The 11,516-nt window shown below is 72.9% G+C and carries 10 protein-coding genes and 1 pseudogene; 7 read left to right on the top strand and 4 right to left on the bottom strand.

Going from position 1 to position 11,516, the window contains the following annotated elements; translation table 11 throughout:
- The first annotated feature begins 25 nt into the window (after positions 1 to 25).
- Positions 26 to 358, top strand: a complete 333-nt coding sequence (locus BUE44_RS06840) for a WhiB family transcriptional regulator (RefSeq protein WP_033175459.1) — start codon at positions 26 to 28, stop codon at positions 356 to 358.
- Here the strand turns inward: BUE44_RS06840 and BUE44_RS06835 are convergent.
- Positions 340 to 1,674, bottom strand: a complete 1,335-nt coding sequence (locus BUE44_RS06835) for an ArsA family ATPase (RefSeq protein ID WP_073494873.1) — start codon at positions 1,672 to 1,674, stop codon at positions 340 to 342. The two genes, BUE44_RS06840 and BUE44_RS06835, sit on opposite strands and share 19 nt — an antisense overlap.
- Before the next feature lie 190 nt (positions 1,675 to 1,864).
- Positions 1,865 to 2,881 (bottom strand): annotated as a pseudogene (locus tag BUE44_RS06830) (ArsA-related P-loop ATPase); the annotation flags it as partial.
- Between the two features lie 67 nt (positions 2,882 to 2,948).
- Between BUE44_RS06830 and BUE44_RS36330 the strand changes: the two are divergent.
- From BUE44_RS36330 to BUE44_RS06805, 5 genes are all read left to right on the top strand, one after another.
- Complete coding sequence (locus BUE44_RS36330) at positions 2,949 to 3,113, top strand: DUF4177 domain-containing protein (protein ID WP_073494871.1); 165 nt, start codon at positions 2,949 to 2,951, stop codon at positions 3,111 to 3,113.
- On the top strand, positions 3,110 to 3,598 hold the full coding sequence (locus BUE44_RS06820) for a RidA family protein (RefSeq protein WP_073494869.1): 489 nt from the start codon (positions 3,110 to 3,112) through the stop codon (positions 3,596 to 3,598). Before BUE44_RS36330 ends, BUE44_RS06820 begins: the two co-directional genes overlap by 4 nt.
- 652 nt (positions 3,599 to 4,250) lie before the next feature.
- Complete coding sequence (locus BUE44_RS06815) at positions 4,251 to 5,129, top strand: NUDIX hydrolase (RefSeq protein ID WP_073494867.1); 879 nt, start codon at positions 4,251 to 4,253, stop codon at positions 5,127 to 5,129.
- A complete protein-coding gene (locus tag BUE44_RS06810) occupies positions 5,126 to 5,959 on the top strand; it encodes an MBL fold metallo-hydrolase (RefSeq protein ID WP_073494865.1) in 834 nt (277 codons plus the stop codon). The genes BUE44_RS06815 and BUE44_RS06810 overlap by 4 nt, the downstream gene beginning before the upstream one ends.
- Positions 5,956 to 7,176 (top strand): cytochrome P450, encoded by a 1,221-nt coding sequence (locus BUE44_RS06805; protein WP_073494863.1) that lies wholly within the window; start codon positions 5,956 to 5,958, stop codon positions 7,174 to 7,176. The genes BUE44_RS06810 and BUE44_RS06805 overlap by 4 nt, the downstream gene beginning before the upstream one ends.
- Here the strand turns inward: BUE44_RS06805 and BUE44_RS06800 are convergent.
- Positions 7,134 to 7,973, bottom strand: coding sequence for a diacylglycerol kinase catalytic domain-containing protein (locus BUE44_RS06800; protein ID WP_107415646.1), 840 nt, complete (start codon positions 7,971 to 7,973; stop codon positions 7,134 to 7,136). The two genes, BUE44_RS06805 and BUE44_RS06800, sit on opposite strands and share 43 nt — an antisense overlap.
- Positions 7,974 to 8,167: 194 nt before the next feature.
- Here BUE44_RS06800 and BUE44_RS06795 point away from each other — a divergent pair, with 194 nt between their 5' ends.
- Positions 8,168 to 9,451, top strand: coding sequence for an adenylosuccinate synthase (locus BUE44_RS06795; protein ID WP_073494861.1), 1,284 nt, complete (start codon positions 8,168 to 8,170; stop codon positions 9,449 to 9,451).
- Between the two features lie 71 nt (positions 9,452 to 9,522).
- Here the strand turns inward: BUE44_RS06795 and BUE44_RS06790 are convergent, their stop codons facing one another.
- On the bottom strand, positions 9,523 to 11,313 hold the full coding sequence (locus BUE44_RS06790; RefSeq protein WP_073494859.1) for a serine/threonine-protein kinase: 1,791 nt from the start codon (positions 11,311 to 11,313) through the stop codon (positions 9,523 to 9,525).
- Between the last annotated feature and the right edge of the window lie 203 nt (positions 11,314 to 11,516).

Genomic DNA, 11,516 nt, shown 5'->3' with positions numbered 1-11,516 from the left:
CGATTCGGGAGAGGACGGCGCCAGCATGAGCAGCTGGGTAACCGACTGGAGCACGCAGGCCGCGTGCAGGACGACGGATCCGGACGAACTGTTCGTCCAGGGTGCGGCGCAGAACCGGGCGAAGGCGGTGTGCACCGGATGTCCGGTACGCACCGAATGCCTGGCCGACGCGCTCGACAACCGGGTCGAGTTCGGGGTGTGGGGGGGCATGACCGAGCGGGAGCGCCGGGCACTGCTGCGCCGCCGCCCGATGGTGACCTCCTGGCGCAGGCTGCTGGAGACCGCCCGCACCGAGTACGAGCGCAGCACCGGTCTGCTGCCGCTCGGTGACGAGGACGACTACGCCGCCGCGGGCTGACCCTCCGCGAGTTCCTGACCGATCGCCCGCAAGCCCTCCAGGTCGTGCACGTCGCCCGGCAGGGCGGTGACATCCACCATGGGCACCTCCGGATGCACGGACACGAAGCGGTCGCGGGTGCGTCGTTCACGCGCGACCACCTGCATGCGTTCCGCATGGAGGCGCAGCAGTCCGGCGGCGAGTCGCTCCGTGTCACCGGTGCCAGTGCCGTCGTCTTCGTCAGTGCTGTCCGGCCGGTGCTGCCGGGAGTCAGCATTCCCGGCACCGTGATCCACAATGCCGCCGCCGGCAAGATTTTCTGCGGGGCCGCCGTCCGGGTCCGGTGCCGCGTCCACAGCGGCGCCCTCCGTGCCGTCCTCCGCCGCGTTCTCGGCCGCGTAGTCCTCCAGCGCCTCGGCCGCCGCGAGCGCGCGCTCCGCGGTCAGCTGGGCCGCCCCGCTGCCGTGCACCCGGTTCAGCACGAGCCCGGCCAGCGGCATGTCCTCGTCGGCCAGCCGCTCCACGAAATACGCCGCCTCGCGCAGCGCGTCCCGCTCCGGTGCCGCGACCACCAGGAAGGCGGTGCCCGGGGCCTGGAGCAGCCGGTAGGTGGCGTCGGCGCGGGTGCGGAAGCCGCCGAACATCGTGTCCATCGCCGCCACGAAGGTCTGCACGTCACGCAGCAGTCCGGCGCCCATCACCTTGCTCAGGGTGCCGGTCATCATCGACATCCCGATGTTCAGGAACTTCACCCCGGCGCGGCCGCCGACCTTCGCCGGAGCCATCAGCAGCTTGATGAAACGGCCGTCGAGGAAGGACCCGAGGCGCTTGGGCGCGTCGAGGAAGTCCAGCGCGCTACGGCTCGGCGGGGTGTCCACGATGATCAGGTCCCAGGCGTCCTGGGCGCGCAGCTGGCCCAGCTTCTCCATCGCCATGTACTCCTGAGTACCGGCGAAACCGGCCGACAGCGATTGGTAGAAAGGGTTTTCCAGGATCCCCCTGGCCCGTTCGGGGTCGGAGTGCTGGACGACGACCTCGTCGAACGTCCGTTTCATGTCCAGCATCATCGCGTGCAGCGAGCCGCCCGCCGACCGATCGATTCCAGCCACTTCGCGCGGGGTGTTGTCCAACTCGGTCAGGCCCATGGACTGGGCGAGCCTGCGGGCCGGATCGATGGTCAGCACCACCGCCGTACGCCCGCGCTCCGCGGCCCGCACACCGAGGGCCGCGGCCGTCGTGGTCTTGCCGACGCCGCCGGAGCCGCAGCAGACGACGATCCGGGTCTTCCGGTCGTCGAGCAGCGGGTCGATCTCCAGTAGGGGGCTCTCCAGGCTCATCTCACGCGTCCTCGTCGTCGGCTGCGCTGTCCGCTACGTCCTCGTCCGGCACGTGCATGTCCACGTCTACGTCGTCGTCCAGGATGTCGTCGGCCGCCACGTCCACGTCTTCGTCTACCTCTACGTCGTCGTCCAACGCGTCGTCGGCCTGCGCGTCCGGCACGAGGGCGGCCGGGTAGGTGATCCCGGGTACGGCCTGTTTGCGCAGGCTGTCGGCCAGCCGGTAGAGGCCGCCGAGGTCGACACCGTCGCTGAGCAGGTCCAGCTCGCGCACCGGCAGGCCCAGCGCGGCGATCTCGGCGCGCTGCTCGCGCTCCAGGACCACCCGCTGGGCGTGCTCGTGGGCCTGCGCGAGCAGCGGGTCGACCAGCCGCTCCGCGACGCCGCCGCGCCGGGCGCCGCCGAGACCGGCCTGCGACAGCGCCTTGGCCACCGCGGTACGCCGCTTGCCGACGGCCACCGCGCTGCGGTCGGCGGCGGCCTTGGCCAGGTCACCGTCGCCCAGCAGCACCGGGCGCACCATGTTGACGATCACCGCGCCCACCGGCAGGCCGGCGGCCCGCAGCTCGGCGACGCCGTCCATCGTCTCCTGGACCGGCATCTCCTCCAGCAGCGTGACCAGGTGGATGGCCGTCTGCGAGGACTTGAGCACCCGCATCACCGACTGCGCCTGCTTGTGTATCGGGCCCATCTTGGCCAGGCCGGCGACCTCGTCGTTGACGTTGAGGAAGCGGGTGATGCGGCCGGTGGGCGGGGCGTCGAGCACGACCGCGTCGTAGACCGGCCAGCCCGCCTTGTCCTTGCGGCGGACGGCCTCGCACACCTTGCCGGTGAGCAGCACGTCGCGGATGCCGGGCGCGACGGTGGTGGCGAAGTCGATGGCGCCGAGCTTCTTGAGGGCGCGGCCGGCACGGCCCAGCTTGTAGAACAGGTCCAGGTAGTCCAGCATCGCCAGCTCGGCGTCGATGGCGAGCGCATGGACCTCGCCGCCGCCCGATGCGGAAGCGATCCTGCGCTCCTCGTACGGCAGTGCCTCGGTCTCGAACAGCTGGGCGATGCCCTGCCGCTCCTCGACCTCGACCAGCAGTACGCGCCGGCCCTCTGCCGCGAGGGCGAGCGCCAGCGCGGCGGCGACCGTGGTCTTACCCGTGCCGCCCTTGCCGGTCACGATATGGAGCCTGACGGCGGATGACTGTTGAGCGCTCACCTGGCGAGCCTAACCACTGAAGGGGCGGGCCACGCCCTGGGTCCCGGCGAGGCGATAAAGTCGCGGCATGGCGAAGAAGTGGGAATACGCGACCGTGCCGCTGCTCGTGCACGCGACGAAGCAGATCCTCGACACCTGGGGCGAGGACGGCTGGGAGCTGGTCCAGGTCGTACCGGGACCCAACAACCCCGAGCAGTTGGTGGCCTACCTGAAGCGGGAGAAGCAGGCGTGAGCGGGGCGGTCGCCACCCGGCTCGCCGAGCTGGGCCTGACGCTGCCCGACGTCGTCCCGCCGCTGGCGGCCTACCAGCCGGCCGTGCGGACCGGCCTGCACGTCTACACCTCGGGCCAGCTCCCGATGGTCGACGGCAAGCTCGCCGCCACCGGCAAGGTCGGCGCGTCGGTTACGCCGGAAGAAGCCAAGGCGCTGGCGCGGGTCTGCGCGCTCAACGCGCTGGCCGCGGTCAAGTCGGTCGCCGGCGACCTCGACCGGATCGCGCGCGTCGTCAAGGTCGTGGGCTTCGTCGCCTCCGACCCCTCCTTCACGGGTCAGCCCGGCGTCGTCAACGGCGCCAGTGAACTCCTCGGGGAGGTCCTCGGGGACAAGGGCGTGCACGCGCGCAGCGCCGTGGGCGTCGCGGTGCTGCCGCTCGACGCCCCCGTCGAGGTCGAGATCCAGGTCGAACTCCTCCCCTCCGGGGCGGTCCCCCAGCCGTGAGGGTGCCCCCCGGGGGCCTGGGATACGCGGGGCCTGCGTCCGCCCTGCGGCCGGCGCCGCGGTAGCCGGTCCACGGCCGGTGGTCCGGGGCGTACCGGTTAGCCCCTGTGGGTCGGTGGCGACCCGTGGGGTGCCCCCGGGGGCGCGGGCAACTGCGCGCTCAGCCGGTCACCGGCGGGTGGTCCGGATCGGACCGGTTAGCCCCTTTGGGTCGGTGGCGACCCGCGCGCGGTCGGTGGCTGGTCGCGCAGTTCCCCGCGCCCCTGGGGTGGTGGCGGTTCGTCGCCATGCTGTCACCAGTGGTGCGCTGGTCGCTCCGTTCTCCCGCAGCGCTGTGCCTGGGGTACGCCCACGCGCACCCGTCGCCATACGGCGGTGGGTGGTGGCGCCGCCTCTGAGGGGCGCGTCTGTCCGCAGAGGGCGCACCCGGGGGCGCGGGGAACTGCGCGCTCAGCCGGTCACCGGCCGGTGGTCCGGATCGGACCGGTTAGCCCCTTTGGGTCGGTGGCGACCCACCCCCGGTGGTCCGGGTGGACCGAGGAGCCGGGCTGGGGCGGTGGCGGCCCGGGCGCCGGTAGGGGGTCGGGGCTTCGAGCCCCGGGAAGAGGTGCGGGGCTCGAAGCTGGGCTTCGGGGCACGTAGGCTCGCGCCCATGGGGAAGTTGAGCGGGGCCGCCGTGCCCGGGGGCTGGACGGAGCGGGTACGGGCGCTGGCCCGCGGGGAGCTGACGCCCGTGGTGCCGCGGCGTGCGGCCACCGTGCTGCTGCTGCGGGACACCGGGGAAACCGGTGGCCCGGCGGTGCATATGCTGCGGCGCCGCGCGTCGATGGCCTTCGCCGCCGGTGCGTACGCCTTTCCCGGCGGCGGGGTCGACCCGCGGGACGAGCGGCCGGTGCGGTGGGCCGGGCCGGCGCTGGACGAGTGGGCGGCGCTGCTGGGTGTCGGGCGGGCCGCCGCCCAGGCGGTGGTGTGCGCGGCGGTGCGGGAGACCTTCGAGGAGTCCGGGGTGCTGCTGGCCGGGCCGGACGCCGGCACCGTCGTGGCCGACACGACCGGCGAGGACTGGGAGGCCGACCGCGCGGCCCTGGTCGGGCACGACCTGGCCTTCGCGGACTTCCTGGACCGCCGCGGACTGGTGCTGCGCACCGACCTGCTGCGGCCGTACGCCCGCTGGATCACCCCGGAGTTCGAGGAGCGCCGCTACGACACGTGGTTCTTCCTCGCCGCGCTGCCCGCGGGCCAGCTCACCCGGGACGTGTCGGGCGAGGCGGACCGCACGGCGTGGCTGCGGCCGGCCGACGCCGTCGCCGGCTACGGCCGCGGCGACCTGGTGATGCTGCCGCCGACCATCACCATGCTGCGCGACCTGCTTCCGTACGACTCCGCCGCCGCGGCACTGGCCGCCGCGGCGGGGCGCGATCTCACACCGGTCATCGCGACGGCCACCGTGGACGCCGCGGGCGCCGTCGTCCTGACCTGGCCGGGGCATGACGAATTCACCCGCGACGCACCCGGGGGTGGGGCGCGATGAGCGCGGGGACCGCTCCCGGGCGGCCGCGGGCCGGCGTCGGCGGGTGGGCGACCGCCCGCGCGCTGTGCGTGCTCGCGCCGAACGCCTCCCCGATGACCCTGGACGGCACGAACACCTGGATCGTCGCGGAACCCGACTCGCCGCTGGCGGTCGTCATCGACCCGGGACCGCTCGACGAGGGCCATCTGTCGCGGGTCGTGGACGCCGCCGAGCAGGCGGGCAAGCGGGTCGCCCTGACCCTGCTCACGCACGGCCATCCGGACCACGCGGAGGGCGCGGCCCGTTTCGCCGAGCTGACCCGCACCCCGGTCCGCGCCCTCGACCCGGCGCTGCGGCTGGGCGACGAGGGGCTGGCCGCGGGCGACACGGTGACTACCGGCGGCCTCGAACTGCAGGTCGTGGCCACCCCGGGCCACACCGCCGACTCGCTGTCCTTCCTGCTGCCCGCCGACGCGGCGGTGCTGACCGGCGACACGGTGCTGGGCCGCGGCACCACCGTGGTCGCGCACCCCGACGGCCGGCTCGGCGACTACCTGGACTCGCTGCGGCGGCTCCAGGCGCTCACCGTCGACGGCGGTGTGGACACCGTCCTGCCGGGCCACGGCCCGGTGCTCGGCGACGCCAGGGGCGCCGTCGAGTTCTATCTCGCCCACCGTGCCCACCGGCTCGCCCAGGTCGAGACCGCCGTCGAGTCCGGGCTGCGCACCCCGGCCGAGGTGGTCGCCCGCGTCTACGCGGACGTCGACCGGGCACTGTGGCCCGCAGCGGAGCTGTCCGTCCGCGCCCAACTCGACTACCTGCGCGAACACGGACTCATCGAGCTGCCATGACCCTTCCTTCCGCTGTCTTCACCCCGCACTCCCGCGCTTTCGCCGCCGACCCCTACCCGGCGTACGAGGACCTGCGGGCGGCCGGCCGCGCGCACTACTACGAGCCGACCCGGCAGTGGCTGATCCCGCACTACGACGACGTGAACGCGCTGCTGCGGGACCGCCGCCTGGGCCGCACCTATCTGCACCGCTTCACCCACGAGGAATTCGGCCGCACCCCGCCGCCCGCCGACCTCGAACCCTTCACCGTCCTGAACAACAACGGCCTGCTCGACCTGGAGACCCCGGCGCACTCCCGTATCCGCCGGCTGGTCGCCAAGGCCTTCACCCCGCGCACGGTGGAGGAACTGGCGCCGACCGTCGAGCGGTTGGCCGCCGAACTGATCACCTCCCTCCACGCGGACGGCGGCGGCGACCTGCACGCCCGGGTGGCCGAGCCGCTGCCGGTGGCGGTCATCGCCGAGATGCTGGGCATACCGGCCGGCGACCGGGACCAGCTGCGGCCCTGGTCGGCGGCCATGACCGGGATGTACGAGCTGAACCCGGGGGAGGGCGCCGCCCGCGCCGCCGTGGCGGCCAGCGAGGAATTCTCCGGCTATCTGCGGGAGCTGATCGCCGCCCGGCGCACCGATCCCGGGGAGGACCTGATCAGCGCGCTGATCGCGGTCCAGGACGACGGCGACGTGCTGAGCGAGCAGGAGATGGTGTCGACCTGCGTGCTGCTGCTGAACGCCGGCCACGAGGCCACCGTCAACACCACCACCCTGGGCTGGCTGGCCCTCTTCCGGCATCCCGACCAGCTGCGCGTCCTCCAGGACGTGCCGGACCGGCTGCGGGACGGGGTGGAGGAGATGCTGCGCTACGACACGCCCTTGCAGCTCTTCGAACGCTGGGTCCTGGACGACATCGAGGTCGGCGGCACGGTGATCCCGCGCGGCTCCGAGGTCGCCCTGCTCTTCGGCTCGGCCAACCGCGACCCGGCCCGCTTCGCCGAGCCCGACCGCTTCGACGTCACCCGCCCGGCCTTCGACAACCGGCACGTCAGCTTCGGCGCGGGCATCCACTACTGCCTGGGCGCCCCGCTGGCCCGCCTCGAACTGAGCGCCTCCTTCGGCACCTTCCTGCGGCACGCCCCCGGGATGAAGCTGCTGTCGGAGCCGCGCTGGCGGCCGAACTACGTCATCCGCGGGGTGGAGGAGCTGCTGGTGGGCTGGTGAGGCTCCGGGCGCCGCGGCACCGTCAGCCGCCAGGCCGCCGGCTCGACCGTCCACGTCCTTGTCCGGACCGGTCCGGTGATGGCCCAGTCGGCGCGGTAGCGGAAGTCCCGCCCGGAGACGGTGACCGTGCGCGCCCTGGCCCGTACGTGGGAGGCGCCTTCGGTACGCCGGACGTAGACCTCGGCGAAGCCGGCGGGGGCCGGGCGGACCGAGATCTCCTGCACCGGCTGGTCGAGGTCGACCAGAAGCACGCCGTCCGCCTCCACCCGCAGCCGCTGCCGGGGCGGCTGGTGGCCGCCGGCCGGGATCGGCGCGGTCAGGGTGCGGACCAGGGAGCGGGCGGTCTTCTCCACCGGTGTCCACCAGTGCGCCGCGGTCTGCGAGACGGGGCTGCCGCACGGGATGCTCAGCGCGCCGAGCACGATGCCGCCGCTCTCGTCCACCAGCAGGTCCAGTTCGCGCTGCACGCCGTCGAGCACCGCGCGGGCCGCCGCCGGGACGTCGCCGGGCACGCCGAGCGCGCGGGCCAGCCTGGAGCGCGGCCCGATCGGCACCAGCGAGACCGGTGCGTCGTGCAGGGTCCGGTCGCGGTGCAGGGAGCGGACCGTACGCAGCAGGGCCTGGTCGTCGCCGAGCACCACCGGGTGGCGGCGGCCGCGGTGGGCCAGGGCGCGCTCGGCCTCCTCGGCGGACTCGGGGAAGACGATCTTCACAGAAGGGGCCCCCGCACAAAGGACATCCTTCGCGATTCGCACGGACTCGCCGTCGGTCGCACGCGCTGCCGGATCGATGACCAGCAGCAGGGGCCACCTCCGGACGGAGTCCGGCGGAGGATGCCCGGGAGGGTGAGCCGACACCTTGGTCCTTCCTCAGGTAAAATCTCGGTGCAAGAGCCCCTTGCGCCTTCGCGTCAGGGGCTTCGTCTATTCCGGGGCAGGTTCGACGGCTCTCTGCACGTTGGACATGCCCCGCCCGGAAGGGGTGTACGCCTGTGCCCGCACTTGTGCTGCTCGGTGCTCAGTGGGGTGACGAGGGCAAGGGGAAGGCCACCGACCTGCTCGGCGGCTCCGTCGACTATGTGGTCCGTTACCAGGGCGGCAACAACGCCGGCCACACGGTGGTCGTCGGCGACCAGAAATACGCACTGCATCTCCTCCCCTCCGGCATCCTGTCACCTGGATGCACTCCGGTGATCGGCAACGGTGTCGTGGTCGACCCGGCGGTCCTGCTCTCCGAGCTGAGCGGACTCGACGAGCGCGGCGTGGACACGTCCAAACTGCTGATCAGCGGCAACGCCCATCTGATCACGCCGTATCACCAGACCATCGACAAGGTGACGGAGCGCTTCCTGGGCAACCGCAAGATCGGCACCACGGGACGCGGGATCGGACCGGCGTACGCGGACAAGATCAACCGGGTCGGCATCAGGGTCCAGGACCTCTTCGACGAATCGATCCTCCACCAGAAGGTCGACGCGGCGCTCCAGGACAAGAACCAGGTCCTGGTGAAGATCTTCAACCGGCGGGCGATCAGCACCGACCAGGTGGTCGAGGAATACCTCGGCTATGCCGAGCGGCTCCGTGGCTACGTCACCGACACGGCGCTGGTGCTCAACCAGGCGCTGGACGACGGCAAGGTCGTGCTCATGGAGGGCGGGCAGGGCACGCTCCTCGACGTCGACCACGGCACCTACCCCTTCGTCACCTCGTCCAACCCGACCTCCGGCGGGGCCTGCACCGGCAGCGGAATCGGTCCTACGAAGATCACCCGGGTGATCGGCATCCTCAAGGCGTACACAACGCGTGTGGGCTCCGGACCGTTCCCCACCGAGCTGTTCGACGAGGACGGCGAGCGACTGCGCACCGTCGGCCACGAGTTCGGCGTCACCACCGGGCGCAACCGGCGCTGCGGCTGGTTCGACGCGGTCATCGCCCGCTACGCGACCCGCGTCAACGGCCTGACCGACTTCTTCCTCACCAAGCTGGACATCCTCACCGGCTGGGAGCGGATCCCGGTGTGCGTCGCCTACGAGGTCGACGGCCGCCGGGTGGAGGAGCTGCCGTACAGCCAGAGCGACTTCCACCACGCCAAGCCGATCTACGAGTACCTGCCCGGCTGGTCGGAGGACATCACCAAGGCGCAGACCTTCGCCGACCTGCCGAAGAACGCGCAGGACTACGTCAAGGCGCTGGAGGAGATGTCGGGAGCGCCGATCTCCGCGATCGGGGTCGGCCCCGGCCGTACCGAGACGATCGAGATCAACTCGTTCGTCTGACCCTTCGCCACTGATCCGGCGCCGCCCATTGCCACGCACTGCGTATGCCGTGGCAATGGGCGGCGCCGCACTCAGCCGACCTTCTCGTACGTCAGCGGCGTCTTCTCGCCTGCGACCCCGTCGCGTCGCAGGTGCAGGTCGTCGAGCAGGGTCAGCGTGGTCGTCGTGGTGCCAGGCTGGCACGAGGCGGCGGGCTTGCCGCTGACCACCACCGACGGGCTCAGCTCGGCCGGCGGCCCGGTCTTCGTGACCGACATCGACCACGAGCAGGAGTAGATCTGAGCCGTGCCGTCGGTGCGGGAGCCGCGCAGTTCCACCGAGCCGTTCTCGTGCACGGTCAGGGTGCGGACGTCGTGGATCCCCGGCGGTATGTCGGTCATCGACTCCCAGACGCCCACCACACCGTTCGGCGGGGCCACGGCCACCACCGGCGCGGGCGGGGTCGTGCTCGCGGACTCGGACGGCGTGGCGGTCTTCGACGGCGTGGGGGCCGCCGTGGTGGCCGACGGGGTCGGTTCGGCCGACGTGGCAGACGGCGACGGCGTGGTGGACGGCGAAGGGGTCGTGCCGGTGGCGGAGGGCGTGCGGGCGGGCGGCGTCTCGTTGGCCTGGCCGCCGCCGGCGGTCTCGTGGACGAGGACATAGGCGGTGGCGGCGCCGGCGACCACCGCGAGCAGGGTCATCACGGCGACGAGCACGCCGCGCCTGCCACGCCGGCGAGCGGGCGCCTCCGGCGGCCCGGCGGGTCCTGGGGCGGCGGATGGACCGGCGGCGCCCGTCCCTGCGCCCGGACCCGACTCCGACACCACGGTCGGCCCGGCCGCGCCCGGCAGCCCCGCCTGCGCGACGGCGCCCGGCCCGCCGCCGGCCCTGGCCGCGGAGCCGACGGCGACGTCGGTCCTGACCTCCGTCTCGGCCTCGACCTCGGCCTCCGCCTCCAGTTCGAGCAGCTGCACCGCGTGCCGCCCCAGCTGGGCGACGATCGCTCCGGGCAGCCACGGCTCGACGCGGCCCGCGGGGGTGTCCTGCGGCGGCTCGTCCGCCGAGTCCTTGATGAGGCCCAGCACCTCGGTCAGCGAGGGGCGCAGCTCAGGGTCCTTGACCAGGCAGGCCGCCACCAGGTCGCGCAAACCCTCGGGGACCGCGTCCAAGTCCGGCGGCTCCTGCACTATGCGGAACATCTGGGCGTGCACGCCGCTGCCGGCCGCGCCGAAGGGCGCCAGTCCGGTGGCGGCGTAGGCGAGGATCGAGCCGAGGCAGAAGACGTCGCAGGCCGGGGTCACCCGGTCGCCGCGCACCTGCTCGGGCGACATGAAAGCCGGCGAGCCGACCATCGCCCCCGTGTGGGTGAGCGTCGCAGAACCGTCCGCGACGGTCTCCAGGGCGCGGGCGATACCGAAGTCGATCACCCGGGGCCCGTCGATCGTGATCATCACATTCGACGGTTTGAGATCCCGGTGCACCAGACCCGCGGCGTGGATGTCCGCCAGCGCGTGCGCGAGCCCGGCGGCCAACACCGTCACCGAGCGCTCGGGCAGCGGCCCGTAGTCCTTGACGACCTGCTGGAGGGAGGGGCCGGCGACATAGCCGGTGGCCACCCACGGGATCTCCGCCTCGGTGTCGGCGTCTAGCACCGGCGCCGTCCAGGCGCCGCCGACCCGCCGGGCCGCCCGCACCTCGCGGCGGAAACGGGTGCGGAATTCCTCCTGCGCGGCTAGCTCGGCGCGTACCAGCTTCACCGCGACCGTGCGGCCGCGGTCCGAGCGGGCCAGGAAGACCCGGCCCATTCCGCCGGTGCCCAGCCTGCCGAGCAGCCGGTAGGCGCCGATCCGCTGCGGATCGTCCGTTCTGAGCTGCTCCATGCCTGTCTCCCCCCGCCGCTGTACCCGGCTCCCGAACCCCAGAGCGAAGAATATGCGCATACCCGCCGGTGGTTACCCGCTGGCTACCCCGTGGTTCCCGGGCCGGACAGCACCGTTACGCACCGTCCGCGTGCCCTCCGCGTGCCCTCCGCGTGCCGTCCGCGTGCCGTCCGCGCCGGGGAGAGCCGGCCCGGCCCTACGAC

Origin of the sequence: Actinacidiphila paucisporea, assembly GCF_900142575.1 — a bacterium.
In the GTDB taxonomy this organism is placed as follows: domain Bacteria; phylum Actinomycetota; class Actinomycetes; order Streptomycetales; family Streptomycetaceae; genus Actinacidiphila; species Actinacidiphila paucisporea.
Note: the sequence above shows the minus strand (reverse complement) of the source record. Positions and strands in the feature narration are given on the sequence as shown.